The organism is Kitasatospora sp. NPDC054795, from assembly GCF_053611565.1.
On record NZ_JBSHAP010000053.1, the window covers coordinates 1 to 14,023 of the forward strand.

A 14,023-nucleotide genomic window follows, 5' to 3' on the forward strand; every position below is an offset into this window, starting at 1 on the left:
GCCTGAACACCGCGGGGCGGGTCTTCGGCCACACCCCCGAAGCCATCGCCTACGCCCGCGCCGAACTGCACACCACCGGCGTCCTGGCCGACGCCGCCGCATGAAGCACGACCTCCACGCAACGAAGCCAACACCACGGCAGGAAACGGAGCCCACCGCCGGCCGACGGCGGCCTGCAGGTGATCGCGAAACTCGGCCACGACTTCGGCGGTCGCCCCGCCATCGCCCCTCCACCCTGAGCGCCGGCAAGACCGTCCGCGTTCAACTGCCCCTGCCCGCCAAGCCCGCACCCCGACCCGGCCCCGGAAGGACATCCTTGCGCTTCGAGATCACCCCCTATGACGACCACGGCGCCCCGACGGCCCCCGACGTCGTCGACCTGACCACCCTGCGCGAACGCCTCGCCGAAGCCACCCTCACCGGCCAGCGCCTGCACATCCGCCCCCGGCCCCGCCACGACCGGCCCACCACCCGACCCCAGGAGCACCGGCCGTGAACAGCGATGCCACCTCCGAGGAGAAGAGCCGGCGCAAGGCCATGCTCATCCGGGCCGGGATCTACATCCTCGGCACCCACCTGTTCGCCGGCTTCGTCATCCTGCTCTTCGCCCTCGGCAACCGTCACTGAACCCGCCGCCACTGAACCCGCCGCCGGACGAACACCGAGCACACGCCCAGTGTCCCGCCCCATCCAGTCGCTGACCCGAGCGACCGCCATCCTGCGCCTGCTCGCCGCCAGCGAACGCCGACTCGGCCTCGCCGACGTCGCCACCTCCACAGGACTGGCCAAAGCGACCGCGCACGGAATCCTGCGCACGCTGCGCGAGGAGGGACTCGTCGAACAGGACCCCGACAGCGGCAAGTACCAGCTCGGCGCCGAACTCCTGCGCCTCGGACAGAGCTACCTGGACGTGCACGAGCTGCGCGCCCGCGCCCGACTGTGGACGGACGACCTCGCCCGTGTGTCGGGAGAGGCCGTCCACCTCGGCGTCCGGCACCAGCACGGGGTGCTGATCGTCCACCACGTCTTCCGCCCCGACGACAGCCGCCAGACCCTGGACGTGGGCACCATGCAGCCGCTGCACGCCACCGCCCTCGGCAAGATCCTGTTGGCCCACGACCCGTCACTGCGCCGGAATCCGCTCGGCCGGACCTGCGAGGCGCCCACCCCGCGCATCCCCACGGACACCGCCGCCGAGGCCGCACTGATCCGCGAGCGCGGTTGGGCCGCCTCGGTGGAGGAGCCCTGGACGGGCACCGCCTCGGTGGCCGCGCCGGTCCGCGACCGTCCGGGAAACGTGGTCGGGGCAGTGGGCGTCAGCGGCCCGGCGGAACGCATCTGCGACGGCGAGACCGTTCGACCCGGCCTGGTGAGCGCCGTCCGGGACAGCGCGCGGGCCATCTCCCGGGACCTGGGCACCGGTTTGCGCTGAAACCCGCGGGAGCTGCTGCGGCGCCGCCGAGCAGCCTTCGTCGCGGGGGTGGGGCCGCCCCGGCGTCGGTTCCAGGGCGGCCCACCGAAGGAGGCGCTTCCGGAAGCCTCCGACACTATGACTTTATCATTTGCTAAACTTCGCAACTACGAGAATGGAGAAGGGAGCCGGAGTGCGCATCCCACCGGGCCGAAACGCCGTGGTGTCGTCCGCTCCGCGCCTGGCGCCGGCCGGGTGGTGATCGACCCGTCCGGCCTGCTCGGCTGGAGCCAGGAGGGCGAGGCGGCAATCGTCGACGCGGCCGGACGGCTCGGCGCGCACCGATGCCCGCTGATGGTGTGCGGCCTGCGCGGCCGGGCGGCACCCCTCCCCTCGACCAGCGGCGCCCTCGGTCTCGTGCGCGTCTGCTCCGACCTGCCGACCGCACTGTCGGCCCTGGGGGTGCCCGGTGAGTTCTGGCCATGAGCGATCGGCCGCCCAGCCGGCGAAGACTCGGGGTGGTTGCCCTTGACGATCACCTGAACTGCACAATTGCTAGAGTCGGACCAGGTAGAGGCCCGCTTTCGAGCGCTGATGGAGACGGTGACGCGTGAACGCCGAAGCTCCCACCCCGCCTCCGGTGGTCAGCGCGCCGCTGTACCAGCTGAAGGCCGAGTTCTTCAAGACGCTCGGCCACCCGGTACGGATCCGGGTCCTGGAGCTGCTGAGTCAGCGCGAGCACGCCGTCGCCGAGATGCTCCCCGACGTCGGCGTGGAAGCCGCCCACCTGTCCCAACAGCTCGCCGTGCTGCGCCGCGCCCGGCTCGTCTCCTCCCGCCGCGAGGGCTCCACCGTCTACTACCGCCTCACCACCCCCGAGGTCGCCGAGCTGCTCACGGTCGCCCGGGTCATCCTCAGCGGCGTCATCACCGGACAGGCCGAACTACTGGACGACCTGCGAACGGTCACCTGAGGCCGGCCGGGCCCGGCTCTGGGTGCCGATAGCCTGCCGGGCATGATCATCGAGATACGCACCTACCGTCTGCGGCCCGTCCCTGGTCGACGAGGACGGCCACGAAGAGGCCTACCTGATCCGGGCATTCGCCTCCCTCGCCCACCACCGCGAACGGGAGGACGCCTTCTACGGCAGCGACGCCTGGCGCCTGGGGCCGCGCGAAGCCTTCGTCTCACGCATCGCCGGCTCCCACAGCATCGTCGTCGCGGCCTCCGAAGCGGCGATCACAGCGCTGCGGCACTGAACCCCGACCCGCCCTCCCGTTCCCCCGAAGGGCTGGAGCAGCCACCCGGCACGCTGTTACGCGAAGCCCGGTGGTCGCTGATCTCCGAAAGCCCGCAAGACGGTCACGTTCCGCGAACGCCGGTGTGCACAAGCAGACGGAATCGGCTGTGGGAGAGCGTCACGTCGTGACAGGGCAGACAGTTGAAACAGCCATGGCCGACCTCTGCCGCACCAGCCCGCGGAACCGCCGACCCGGCCGGGGCGCGAGGGACCGGACGCGCGGCCCGCTCGTCGTCCGCCCGGAATTCCGGGCCGTGATCCCGCCCACCGCACAGCGACTCCAGGAGGTTCATCATGGAGTCCGCACGCGAAGGTGCCCGCACCATCGTCGTCGGCGTCGACGGCTCGCCCTCCTCAACCACGGCACTGCACTGGGCAGTGGAATTCGCCCGGATGGACGGCTCCGCGGTTGAAGCCGTGACCGCCTGGGACTACCTGCCGTGGAGCGGTTGGGGTCTGCCGATCCCGGGCTCCGAGGTCGAGGAGGCGGCCCGCATCGCCCTCTCGAACACCGTGGAGCGCGAGGAGGACTCCACGGAATCCCCGGTACCGATCCGGCAGCGCGTCGAATACGGCCACCCGGCCGAGGTGCCGATGCAGGCAGCTCGTGGGGCTCGGCTCCTGGTCGTCGGCAGCAGGGGTCTCGGCAGCTTCAAGGGCACGATGCCCGGCTCCGTGAGCCGGCACTGCGTGGAACACTCCCCCTGCCCCGTGGTCGTCGTTCGCGGCGCCGCCTGAGCACTCCCTGCTCGGGCCGGCTCAGGTACCGGCCGAGGTGCGCTCGACGGTGAGGTCGAGGAAGTGGGCCGAGCACGAGATGCACGGGTCGTGGTTGCGGATCGCCCGCTCGCACAGGGCGGTCAGCTCTGCGTCGGTGGCATCGCCGGCTCCCAGGCGTTCCTGCACGATGCGGCGCAGGTCCGCCTCGATCGCGCCCTGGTTCTGCGCGGTCGGCGGGACGAGGACGGCATCGGTGACAGTTCCGTCGCCGTCGATGGCGTAGCGGTGGTAGAGCAGCCCTCGCGGTGCCTCGGTGGCTCCGTGACCGGTGGCAGCTCGCGGTGACACCCCGATGTGGGGCCGCCGTGGGGGTTCATAGGCCTTGATGATGCGCAGCGCCTCGTCGACGGCGTAGAGCACCTCGACCGCCCGGACGACGATGCTCCGGAAGGGGTTGCGGCAGACGGCGCCCTGGCGCGGGTCGCCGAGTCCGGCGTCCTGGGCGGCCTGGAGGGCGATCGGGGACAGCCAGCGGCCGCTGATCGCGTAGCGGGCGAGCGAGCCGGTGAGGTGGCGGCGGCCCTCCAGCAAGGAGTGGAGGGCGGTGGAGTGCGGCACCTGGTTCTCGACGACGTGGTCTCCGAACGCGTGGACGTCGAAGGCACGGGTGGGCAGTGTGCGGTCGGACCCGTCGGGCAGCCCGGCGGTCTGCGGAGCGGGCATCACGGTCGGGGTGCCCGACTCGATGGCGTAGCTGCCGGGCTCGGCCAGGGCGAGCAGGTCGTGGTCACAGCCGGCGTCGGGGAACTCGAAGCCGGCCACCCAGCGGACCGTCTGCTGTGCGTCGTCCCGGGCGCGGCGCAACCGCTCGGCCAGGGGCCGTAGTTCGGCGGTGGTCGGGGTGCGGTGGAAGCCGCCGACGCGGACGTTGACGGGGTGGATCGCCCGGCCGCCGAGTAGTTCCATGATCGCGTTTCCGGCCTGTTTGAGTCGCAGACCGCGTTCGACGTCGGTGCGGTGGGTGCGGGCCAGGTCGACGGCGCTGTCGCAGCCGAGGAAGTCGGGTGCGTGCAGGAGGTGGATGTGCAGCGTCTGGCTCTCGATCCACTCGCCGCAGTAGAGCAGTCGGCGCAGCGCGGCGAGTTGCCCGTCCACGATGACGCCGCAGGCGTCCTCGACGGCCCGGCAGGCGCTCATCTGGTAGGCGACCGGGCAGATCCCGCAGACCCGCGAGGTGATGTCGGGCGGTTCCGTGTAGGAGCGTCCGCGCAGGAGCGCCTCGAAGAACCGCGGGGGTTCGTAGATCGCCAGCCGGGCCTCGGTGACTTCGCCGCCGTCCAGGCCCAGGTGCAGTGCGGTCTCGCCCTCGACACGGGCGAGCGATCCGACGTGGAGCACCCTGGAGCTGCGGTGGGTCACCGGTCCAGCTCCTTCCGGGAGGCCGCCTCGAACTCTGGAGCGGCGGTGTTGAAGGTGCGTAGCACCCGCACCACGTCGAGGGTGTCCATGCCGTCGCGGCGCAGGAGGGGGATGAAGGAGGGGAGGTTCGTGGAGTTCGAGGGGCCGAAGCAGCCGTAGCAGCCCCGGTCGTACGCGGGGCAGAGCGCCCCGCAGCCGGCGTGGGTGACCGGGCCGAGGCAGGGGGTGCCGTGGGCCACCGTCACGCAGACCGTGCCGCGCTGCTTGCACTCGAAGCAGACGCTGTGCGCGGGGACGTCCGGTTTGCGGCCGGCCAGGTGGGCGGTGATGACCTCGATGAGCTGGTGCCGGTCGATGGGGCAGCCACGCAGTTCGAAATCGACGGGGACGTGGGCGCTGATCGGTGTGGAGGTGGCGAGCGTGTCGATGTAGTCGGGTCGGGCGTAGACGACGGCCTGGAACTCGGCGACGTCGGCGTAGTTGCGCAGGGCCTGGACGCCGCCGGCGGTGGCGCAGGCGCCGATGGTCACCAGACGGCGCGAGACCGCGCGGATGTGCTGGATCCGCTCAGCGTCCTGCGGGGTGGTGACCGAGCCCTCGACGAGCGACAGGTCGTACGGGCCCGGAGTGCTCGCGCTGGAGGCCTCAGGGAAGTGCGAGATCTCGACCTGCTCGGCGATGGCGAGGAGTTCGTCCTCGCAGTCCAGCAGGGTGAGTTGGCAGCCGTCGCAGGAGGCGAACTTCCACACGGCGAGCGTCGGGCGCCGGTCGGCGGTGCTCGGCATCGTCACAATTCCCTGACTGTGAGGAGGGGTTGGGCGCGGGTCCAGGTGACGACCGGGCCGTCACGGCAGAGCAGGAGGGGGCCGAGCTGGCAGTGCCCGCAGTGGCCCGTCCCGCAGTGCATGGTGCGTTCCAGGGAGACCCTGATCCGGTCGGGGGCGACGCCTCGCTGCACCAGGTCGCGGGCGGTGGCCCGGATCATCGGCTCGGGCCCGCAGATGAACGCCGTTGCCGCCGGCGGGTCGAAGGCCGCCCGGTCGAGCAGGGTCGTGACGACACCGACCTCGCCCCGCCACTGTGTGTCGGGGCGGTCGACGGTGGTCATCGTCCACGCGGCCGTCCGCCAGCCGCGCACCTCCTCGGCGTAGAGCAGGTCACCGGGCGTCCGCGCTCCGATCAGGACGTTCAACCGCCCGTACTGCTCGGGTGTGGCAAGCGCTGCGCGCACCAGCGGGCGCAGCGGCGCCAGACCGATGCCTCCGGCCACCACCACCAGGTCGAGCCCTGCGGCGGTGGGCAGCTCCCAGCCGGTGCCGAACGGGCCGCGTACCCCGACCGTCGCGCCGGGCCGCAGCCCGTGCAACGCGCCGGAGATCGCGCCGACCGCACGGACGGTGTGGGTCAGCCGGTGCCCGTCGAAACCGCTGACCGACAGCGGGATGTCCCCGACACCGAAGGCGTACACCATGGCGAACTGCCCCGGGGCGAACGGTGGGAGGGACGGGCCGGGCGGCTCCAGGACGACCGTGGCGGTGTCGGGTGTGTCGGCCTCGCGGCCGACCACCCGGTAAGGGACGGGAGCCGTCATCGCGCCCCACCGTCACCGGGGAGCCCGTAGAGGTCCAGCAGGCGGGTACGGGTGGCCTTCAGTCGCCGGGCGATCACCTGGGCGACGCCGTTCGTCACCGCCAGGCCGAACGCGGGGTCCTCCTCGCACGCGGCGCGGATGCGCTCGGCGTCGAACTCGGACGCCAGCACGGTGCCGCGGGTCTGCGCGCCGAGGTGCCAGCGGTACGGTTCGAACAGCCAGGACCAGCCGAGTAGATCGCCCTCGCCGAGGGTCTCCACGACGGCTTCGCGCCGGCCCGGGACGTGGACGTCGAGCGCGACGCTCCCGGAACTGATGATCCAGAACCGGTCGGCGACGCCGTCCTCCTCGAAGATCCGGGTGCCGCCGGGGAAGGCGACCTCACAGGAGAAGCCCAGCAGACGGTCGCGGTGACCGGGCGGCAGAGCACCGAGGAATCCGTGGCGGGCGACGGTCACGACGGACCCTCCTCCTCCGTCGGCCGAGCCGCGCCCTCCCGCTCGCGGTGCAGCGCGTGGGCCTCCTCCGTGATGTCGATGCCGACCGGGCACCACACGATGCAACGCCCGCAGCCGACGCAGCCCGAGCTGCCGAACTGGTCGTACCAGGTGCCGAGTTTGTGGGTGGCCCACTGCCGGTAGCGGCTGCGCGGGGTCTCCCGGACCGGGCCCGCCTGGAGGTGGGAGAAGTCCAGGTCGAAGCAGGACTCCCAGCGCCGCCACCGCTCGGCGTGGTCGCCGGTCAGGTCGGTGACGTCCTCGGCCGTGGTGCAGAAGCAGGTCGGGCAGACCATCGTGCAGTTGCCGCAGGTCAGGCAGCGGGCCGCGACGTCGTCCCAGCGCTCGGCCGTGAGGGTCTCGCGCATCAGCGCCCGCAGGTCCACCGGCGGCATGCTGCGGCCCATCCGGTCGGCCGCCCCGGCGACCCGATCGCGGGCGGCCGACCGGGTCGCGGCATCGGCGGTGCGGCTCGGCAGTTCGGCCAGGACCGACTCCCCCTCCTCGCTCCCGGCCCGCAGCAGGAAGCGGTGGCCGTCGGCGTCGAGCACCTCGGTGAGCGCCAGGTCATAGCCGGGTCCGACGGCCGGCCCGGTGCCCATGGACACGCAGAAGCAGGTCGCGCCGGGTTCGGTGCACTCCACCGCCACCAGGAACGCCCGTTCGCGGCGCCCCCGGTACGCCGGGTCGGCGTGCGTCCCACCGGTCAGCACCCGGTCCTGGATCGCAATGGCCCGCAGGTCGCAGGGGCGGACGCCGAGGAACGCATAGGAGGGCGGCGGCGTCCGGTCCTCCGTCACCACCAGTTCCCCGTCGGCGCCCCGGTCGGCCGTCCACTGCCGCTCTCGTGGCGGGTGCAGGAACGTCTTCCATGACTGCGGGCCCGCGCTGTGGGCGAACCCGGCGCCGTCCTCGCGGGCCCGTAGCCGGTACGTCCCGGCCTCCAGTTCGACTCCCCAGCCGTAGGGCAGGTCCTCGCCGCCGAAGAGTTCGGCCAGGACGATCGCCCCGTCGCGGACCGTCGGCCCGACGACCGTACGACCCCGCCCGGCGAGGACGGCGATGAGCACGCTCAGCCCGTCCTTCTCGATCACCACCGCGCCGTCCGCCACGTCGACCTCCGCGCACCGATCACGCAGCCCGGCCAGGAGCTGTCCCGGCCAGTATCTGCGCGGACCCGTGACCAGGCGTCTCGGCGTGGTCCAGGTGGCGGCGTCCACTCCCCGTACGGTCCCGGGACGGCCTCGGTGCGACTGGCGGCCACGACGAACGGGAAGGCGAACCGCATGAACGCCGCCACGAGGATCGCCGTCATCGGTGTCGGGAACGAGTACCGGCACGATGACGGTGTGGGCTGGGCCGTCGTGGCGCGGCTGGCAGAGCGGGCCGAGCGGCAACCCCTGCCGGGCGGGACCGTGCTGCGGGTATGCGACGGCGACCCCGCCCGGCTCATCACGCTGTGGGATGGCGCCGAACTCGCCATCGTGGTGGATGCCGCCCATGCCCACCCCGGACGCCCGGGCCGGGTCCACCGCCTGGCACTGGAGAGTGAACGGCTGACGCCGGCGGGCGGCGCGACGAGCTCCCACGGGCTCGGCCTCGGCGAGGCCGTCGAGCTCGCCCGAGCGCTCGACAGGCTCCCCGGACGTCTCGTCGTGTACGCCGTGGAGGGCGCCGACGCGAGTCTGGGCACCGGCCTGTCGGCACCCGTCGCAGCCGTCGTGGAACCCCTCGCCGGGCGGATCGCGGAGGACATCGCGCTGCTCGGAGGCTCGCCCGCCCCGGACCGGCGGCGTCCGCCCCTGGCGTCCGGACGCTCCGGGAGACCACCAGGGTCAGATAGTTAGGTCAGGCGTACCTCATAGGGCATGCCCCGCCCGGAACCGCGCTCCCCGGAGCCTCCCATGCCAGGTCCGCAGATCGCCCTGCTCGGTGCCCTCGCCGGCCTCACCGTCTACCTCGGCCTACCGATCGGGCGCGTGCGCAACCCCGCTCCACGGCCGCGAGCCGCACTGAACGCTCTGGCCGTCGGCATCGCCTTCCTGGGGCTGGCCGCCGACCCCGTCCTCTACGTGGTCATCGAGTTGCTCGCGGTAGCCCGACGCGCCGCGATGAAGGAACTCACCACCAGGATGATCCTGCTGGGCCTGCTGCTCGGCTTCACCACCGATGCCGTTATCACCGCCGCGGGCGATCGAGGCCGACCCGATCGCCAGGTCACCGGAGCAGCGACTGGTCGTCGGCCGGCGCGGCGAGCCACGCGGCCCCGTGTCCTGGAGAAACGTTCACCCGGTGCCGATTCGGCGGCCGGTGATCTGGTCCGCCCCGATGCGCACCCACAGCGGCCGGGAGCCGCCGGCCCACGGCGTTGCGCCTGGCAGGGCCGACAGCCGCAATTGCTCCTCGGGATCGTCGACGTGCTGGGCGTGGCCGACGACGAGGACGCTCCAACCCCGACTCCGGCGGTCGTCGATGTGGTCCACCTGGAAGGAGACTGGGGAGCCGTCGGGCGGGGCGGCGGCGCTTGCGGGGGCCGTGCGGTAGACGATCGTCGCGGCGTCCACCGCGTAGTTGACCGGAAAGACGGCCGGTCCCGGCTGGACGGGCAGGACAATCCGGCCTATGCCGTGGGTGCCGATCAGCTCCCAGCACTGGGGCTCGGTGAGATGCACCAACAGGGGGCGCGAAGCGGGCTCGGTCTGTCCGGGCGGGGCGTCGGGGCGGTGGCCCTCCATGAGCTCCGGCCAGGCCATCCCGAGCACGGCGGCGATCCGGACGAACCCGGGCGGGTCGAACTCCGGCCCGGCCTCCAGCAGGTGCCGCAGGTAGGTCGGCGCCATGGCGGCCTGGTAGGCCAACCTCTCTTCGTTCAGGCCGAGTTGGTCGCGGCGCTGGATGATCCGGCGGGCGAGGTCAGCGGGGTCGGGCCGGTCGGTCATGGTGTCAGCTCCTCCGTGCGGCAGGGGTCACGTCCGGAAGAGCGCGACCTTCAGGGCCCCGGTGTCGGCAGCGTCGGCGAAGACGTCGTACGCGTCCGGCACCTCGTCGAGGCCGAAGCGGTGGGTGACCAGCCCGGCGACGTCCAGTCGGCCGACGGCCGGCATGTCGAGCAGCATGGGGGTGCTGTACGTATCGACGAGGCCGGTCGTGATGATGACGCCCGGGCCGACCCGGCCGTTGCGGACGCCGGCCTCGTAGGAAGTGGGCAGGATGTCGGCGAGCAGCAGGGCGTCCTCATCGGTGACGCCGTCGGGCAGCGGGTACAGCGAGGTGTCGGCGAAGGGGGTGCAGCACCCCGTCCACCTCGGGGACGTCGCCCCAGGTACGACAGCTGGTTGCGTGGCAGGTGAGTGCCTTCATGCCCTGATCACTCCTCTCGGGCGGCGGATCCGGGCCGGTTCCACTCGCCCTTCCAGGTTTCCGCGCATCCGTGACCGCCGCCAGGGGCCCGGTGGGGTCCTGGCGCTGGGCCGATGGGCCCTTCGTGTCCGGCGCAGCAGGCCGGGCGCGCCTACGCTGGTCAGTGGCGTCGGGTGAGCCGTGGAGGATGCCTTGGGCAGCGCGTCGGAGAGTTCCGCCCCCGTGGCGAAGCTGCGCCTGGACGAGCTTCTGGACGAGCTCCAGGCCCGGCTGGACACGGCCCGGGGTACCCGTGACCGGGTGCACAGCCTGCTGGAGGCGGTGCTGGCGGTCGGCCGCGACCTGGAGCTGTCCGAGGCCCTGCGGCACATCGTGGAGGCGGCGGTCACCCTGGTGGACGCCGAGTACGGCGCGCTCGGTGTGATCGGCGAGGACCAGCGGCTGTCGCAGTTCATCCCGGTCGGCGTCACGGACGAGCAGGTCAAGCTGATCGGCGCGCTGCCGTCCGGGCACGGTGTGCTGGGCGAGCTGATCCGCCACCCCGAACCGTTGCGGCTGGCGCGGATCTCCGACCACCCGGCGTCCTACGGCTTTCCCGCCAACCACCCGCCGATGAGCACCTTCCTGGGAGTGCCGATCCGGATCCGGGGCAAGGTGTTCGGCAACCTCTACCTGACCGAGAAGCGCGGCGGCGGCGCGTTCGACGCCGACGACGAGTCGGTGCTCGCCACCCTCGCCGTCGCGGCCGGGGTCGCGATCGACAACGCCCGGCTGTACGCCCGGGCCCGGCAGCGGCAGCGCTGGCTGGAGGCGAGCGCCGAGGTCACCAACAGCCTGCTCAGGGGCAGCGCGGAGCAGGAGGTGCTGGACCTGCTGATCGCCCGCGCCACAGAACTCGCCGAGGCGGACCTCGCCGTCGTCGCCGTACCGCTGCCGGACACCGGCGGACTGGAGGTCCGGATCGCCGTCGGCATGGGTGAGGAGGACCACCGGGGTCTGGTGCTGCCGGTCGAGGGCTCGTTCATGGGCGCGGCCGTCCGCACCGACGGGATCGTGGTGAGCCCGGACGTCCAGAAGGACCGTAGGATCACCACCTGTCCGCCACGCTGGGAGGGACTCGGCCCGGCCGTCGCCGTCCCCATCGGCACCGCCGAACAGGGCGTACGCGGTGTGCTGATGCTGGCCCGGGCAGCCGGCGCCCCGCTGTTCGAGGAGAGCGAGTCCGTGCCGCTGCTGGGTTTCGCCGGCCAGGCGGCGGTGGCGATGGAACTCGCCGAGCGCCGCCGGGACTCCGAGCAGGTCGCGCTGCTGCGGGAACGCGACCGGATCGCCCGCGACCTCCACGACCTGGCGATCCAACGGCTCTTCGCCACCGGGATGACGCTCCAGGGTGCCACCCGCTTCATCGACCATCCGGAGGCCACCAACCGCGTCCTGCGGGCCATCGACGACCTGGACGAGACGGCGAAGACGATCCGCGCCACCATCTTCGGCCTGCGCCTGCGCGAGTCCGGCCCAGCTTCAGTCGGCCTTCGCACGCGGCTCGTCGATATCGTCGAACACGCTACGCGCGCCCTCGGCTTCACCCCGGCCCTGCGGATGACCGGCCTGCTCGACGCCACCGTGCCCGCCGAGATCGCGGACGCCGCCGTTGCGGTCCTGGAGGAAGCCCTGTCCAACGTGGCCCGCCATGCGAAGTCCGACGCCGTCGAGGCATCGGTCGCCGCCGGTACTGACCTCACCCTCACCGTGACCGACAACGGGATCGGCCTGTCCGACGGCGGGCGGCGCAGCGGGCTCGCCAACCTGGCCGACCGCGCCGACGCCCTCGGTGGCACCTTCACCGTCCGCACCCGCGCCGAGGGCGGCACCGAACTGGTCTGGCGGGTACCGCTGCCCGGTGATTAGGTTCCGTCCCGAGCTGCCACACGGGACACCGGCGGGGTGTGCGGGTGTGTCCGGCCACGACTACGGGAGCCGGCGGGGGCACGCGATCGTCAGCAACCTCTCGCCCGAGGACCGGGCACACCATGCGCGAGGGCCCGCACCTGGCTCGCCGTCACAACGGGTCCAGCACGTCATCGGCGGCCAGGCGGGGCGTGGGGGCGCCTTCGGGCCCGTAGCCGAGGCGGATCAGCATCTGGACGTGGCCGGGGCGGTGGTGCGGGTCGCGGGTCTCCCAGCGCAGGCAGGGCCACTCCATGGCCTGGTGCAGCAGCGAGGCGCGGACGCCGTGGACGGTGGCGGCGAGCAGGACGTGTTCCAGGGCGAGGCCGGCGCGCAGCCAGTCCGTCGGCGTGTCGTGCTCGGTGGTGAGGACGGCGATGCGGGGCTCGGCTTCGAAGGAGGCGGACGCCCCGGTGCTCGGCGGCGTGGCTGGCGGAGAAGTCGCGCATCGGCAGGTGGCCGCCCCGGGGCTGGGGGCCGAGCGCGGCGGCCGGGATGCCGTAGGGCGGCACCTCGCTCGTGCGGATCCAGCTGCGGCTCTCGGCCCGCTGGGCCGGGGCGGTGGTGTTGCGCCGTTCGGCCTCGGCGGTGAGGTGCAGCAGTCGGGAGGTCTCCGCGTGGTCGGGCAGATGAAGCGCCGCATCCTCAGCCCGCGCGGCCGTGGCCGCGATGTCGAGCCGGACGGCGGCGAGCAGGTCCGGCTCGGCCGGATCGGGCAGCAGGCGCACGTCGGGCGCCCAGCCGAGATGACGGGCGGCGACCCGCAGGTTGAGGACGGCCGCGCCGACGGAGATGTACAGCGCCCGGCCCTGCGGGTCGGCCGCCGGGACGGCCCGGCTCCGGTCGGCCCGGACCTCCAGGGTCGAGGTGTCGGGCTCGAACCGGAAGCGCCAGGGCTGGCTGTTGTGGATCGAGGGTGCGGCAACCGCCGCGGAGACGAGCTTCTCCAGTGCGGCGGCGTCGAGGGCGAGGGTGGGCATGACCGCCTCCAGGGGTGCGGTGTCAGCCTGATCCGGGCGGGTCGCCGCCGCGCAGGGTTTCCAGGCGGCTGCGGTACCCGTCGGGGTCGATCTCGCCACGGGCGAGGCGTTCGGCGAGCAGCTGTTCCGGCGCGGGCCGCTGTGGCGGTGGCGCGGTGGGCGTCGATGCCGCCGGGCCGTGCGGGGCGGTCCGCCCCACGTACCGGACCAGGGCTATCACCCCTTAGGCCACGAGCGCGAGGAGGAGCAGCATGCTCACGGTCATCAGGCCGATTCCTTAGCCGTTCATGCCATGATCGTTCCAGTACATCATCGCCGTCTCCTCAGCCGTGGTGGGCGGTCGATCACCTCCACCTTGCGGCCGGGGCCGGCGCGGCGCTTCGGCCGTTCGGCTCGCTCCGGGGGTCCACCCGGGCACTGTGGCTCAGTGCGGGCGCTGGTGGTGCTGTTCGGGCTCGGCGTGGGCTGCGAGGACAGCGGCCTGGAGGCGGCGCTCGACGCCGAGCTTGGCGAGCAGGCGCGAGACGTGGTTCTTCACCGTCTCCTCGGCGAGGTAGAGCTCCTGACCGATCTGGCGGTTCGTCTTTCCCTCCCCCACCAGGGCGAGCATCTCCCGTTCCCGGGGCGTGAGTTGGGCGAGCGCGACATCGGTCGCACTCTCCTCGTGGTGGCGCAGGCTCTCCATCAGTTTGTGGGTGGTGGCCGGGTCGAGCATGGACTGACCGGAGGCGACCGTGCGCACCGCGCTGACCAGGTCTGCTCTCTTGACCTGCTTGAGGACGTGGCCGGCCGCACCTC

The 14,023-nt window shown here is 72.6% G+C and carries 16 protein-coding genes and 2 pseudogenes; 8 read left to right on the forward strand and 10 right to left on the reverse strand.

Annotated features, from left to right (window positions below):
* The first annotated feature begins 316 nt into the window (after positions 1-316).
* The 6 genes from ACWGJO_RS20225 to ACWGJO_RS20250 all read left to right on the forward strand — a co-directional run bounded on the left by ACWGJO_RS20225 (position 317) and on the right by ACWGJO_RS20250 (position 3,449).
* Positions 317-496: a hypothetical protein gene (locus ACWGJO_RS20225; RefSeq protein ID WP_452185529.1), complete on the forward strand. Its 180-nt coding sequence runs from the start codon at positions 317-319 to the stop codon at positions 494-496.
* Complete coding sequence (locus ACWGJO_RS20230; protein WP_452185531.1) at positions 493-627, forward strand: DUF6126 family protein; 135 nt, start codon at positions 493-495, stop codon at positions 625-627. The genes ACWGJO_RS20225 and ACWGJO_RS20230 overlap by 4 nt, the downstream gene beginning before the upstream one ends.
* A 49-nt stretch (positions 628-676) precedes the next feature.
* Positions 677-1,432, forward strand: a complete 756-nt coding sequence (locus tag ACWGJO_RS20235) for an IclR family transcriptional regulator (RefSeq protein ID WP_452185533.1) — start codon at positions 677-679, stop codon at positions 1,430-1,432.
* 234 nt (positions 1,433-1,666) lie between these two features.
* Positions 1,667-1,897 carry a hypothetical protein gene (locus ACWGJO_RS20240; RefSeq protein WP_452185535.1) on the forward strand — a complete coding sequence of 77 codons (231 nt, stop codon included), beginning with the start codon at positions 1,667-1,669 and terminating at the stop codon, positions 1,895-1,897.
* Positions 1,898-2,021: 124 nt separating this feature from the next.
* Complete coding sequence (locus ACWGJO_RS20245; protein WP_452185537.1) at positions 2,022-2,384, forward strand: ArsR/SmtB family transcription factor; 363 nt, start codon at positions 2,022-2,024, stop codon at positions 2,382-2,384.
* 621 nt (positions 2,385-3,005) lie between these two features.
* Positions 3,006-3,449 (forward strand): universal stress protein, encoded by a 444-nt coding sequence (locus ACWGJO_RS20250; protein WP_452185538.1) that lies wholly within the window; start codon positions 3,006-3,008, stop codon positions 3,447-3,449.
* A 21-nt stretch (positions 3,450-3,470) separates the two neighbouring features.
* Here the strand turns inward: ACWGJO_RS20250 and ACWGJO_RS20255 are convergent, their stop codons facing one another.
* The 5 genes from ACWGJO_RS20255 to ACWGJO_RS20275 are packed head-to-tail and all read right to left on the reverse strand — an operon-like array spanning position 3,471 to position 8,029.
* Positions 3,471-4,850, reverse strand: a complete 1,380-nt coding sequence (locus ACWGJO_RS20255) for a Ni/Fe hydrogenase subunit alpha (protein WP_452185539.1) — start codon at positions 4,848-4,850, stop codon at positions 3,471-3,473.
* Positions 4,847-5,635 carry an NADH-quinone oxidoreductase subunit B family protein gene (locus ACWGJO_RS20260; protein ID WP_452185541.1) on the reverse strand — a complete coding sequence of 263 codons (789 nt, stop codon included), beginning with the start codon at positions 5,633-5,635 and terminating at the stop codon, positions 4,847-4,849. Before ACWGJO_RS20260 ends, ACWGJO_RS20255 begins: the two co-directional genes overlap by 4 nt.
* A 2-nt stretch (positions 5,636-5,637) precedes the next feature.
* Positions 5,638-6,441: an FAD/NAD(P)-binding protein gene (locus ACWGJO_RS20265; RefSeq protein WP_452185543.1), complete on the reverse strand. Its 804-nt coding sequence runs from the start codon at positions 6,439-6,441 to the stop codon at positions 5,638-5,640.
* Positions 6,438-6,899: a Crp/Fnr family transcriptional regulator gene (locus tag ACWGJO_RS20270; RefSeq protein ID WP_452185545.1), complete on the reverse strand. Its 462-nt coding sequence runs from the start codon at positions 6,897-6,899 to the stop codon at positions 6,438-6,440. Before ACWGJO_RS20270 ends, ACWGJO_RS20265 begins: the two co-directional genes overlap by 4 nt.
* Positions 6,896-8,029 (reverse strand): 4Fe-4S dicluster domain-containing protein, encoded by a 1,134-nt coding sequence (locus tag ACWGJO_RS20275; protein ID WP_452185619.1) that lies wholly within the window; start codon positions 8,027-8,029, stop codon positions 6,896-6,898. Before ACWGJO_RS20275 ends, ACWGJO_RS20270 begins: the two co-directional genes overlap by 4 nt.
* A 195-nt stretch (positions 8,030-8,224) precedes the next feature.
* Between ACWGJO_RS20275 and ACWGJO_RS20280 the strand changes: the two genes are divergently transcribed.
* Positions 8,225-8,785 (forward strand): hydrogenase maturation protease, encoded by a 561-nt coding sequence (locus ACWGJO_RS20280; RefSeq protein ID WP_452185547.1) that lies wholly within the window; start codon positions 8,225-8,227, stop codon positions 8,783-8,785.
* Positions 8,786-9,223: 438 nt separating this feature from the next.
* Here the strand turns inward: ACWGJO_RS20280 and ACWGJO_RS20285 are convergent, their stop codons facing one another.
* Entirely contained in the window at positions 9,224-9,877 is a 654-nt protein-coding gene (locus tag ACWGJO_RS20285) for a pyridoxamine 5'-phosphate oxidase family protein (RefSeq protein ID WP_452185549.1), read from the reverse strand.
* Between the two features lie 27 nt (positions 9,878-9,904).
* Positions 9,905-10,222, reverse strand: a pseudogene (locus ACWGJO_RS20290) (hypothetical protein); the annotation flags it as partial.
* A 268-nt stretch (positions 10,223-10,490) separates the two neighbouring features.
* On the opposite strand from ACWGJO_RS20290, the gene ACWGJO_RS20295 reads away from it, so the two are divergent.
* Complete coding sequence (locus ACWGJO_RS20295; RefSeq protein ID WP_452185551.1) at positions 10,491-12,206, forward strand: GAF domain-containing protein; 1,716 nt, start codon at positions 10,491-10,493, stop codon at positions 12,204-12,206.
* 170 nt (positions 12,207-12,376) lie between these two features.
* On the opposite strand, the gene ACWGJO_RS20300 is transcribed toward ACWGJO_RS20295, so the two are convergent.
* The 3 genes and pseudogenes from ACWGJO_RS20300 to ACWGJO_RS20310 form a co-directional block, all read right to left on the reverse strand.
* Complete coding sequence (locus tag ACWGJO_RS20300) at positions 12,377-13,225, reverse strand: hypothetical protein (protein WP_452185553.1); 849 nt, start codon at positions 13,223-13,225, stop codon at positions 12,377-12,379.
* A 22-nt stretch (positions 13,226-13,247) separates the two neighbouring features.
* A complete protein-coding gene (locus ACWGJO_RS20305) occupies positions 13,248-13,424 on the reverse strand; it encodes a hypothetical protein (protein ID WP_452185555.1) in 177 nt (58 codons plus the stop codon).
* Positions 13,425-13,649: 225 nt separating this feature from the next.
* Positions 13,650-14,021 (reverse strand): annotated as a pseudogene (locus ACWGJO_RS20310) (LuxR C-terminal-related transcriptional regulator); the annotation flags it as partial.
* Positions 14,022-14,023 lie beyond the last annotated feature (2 nt).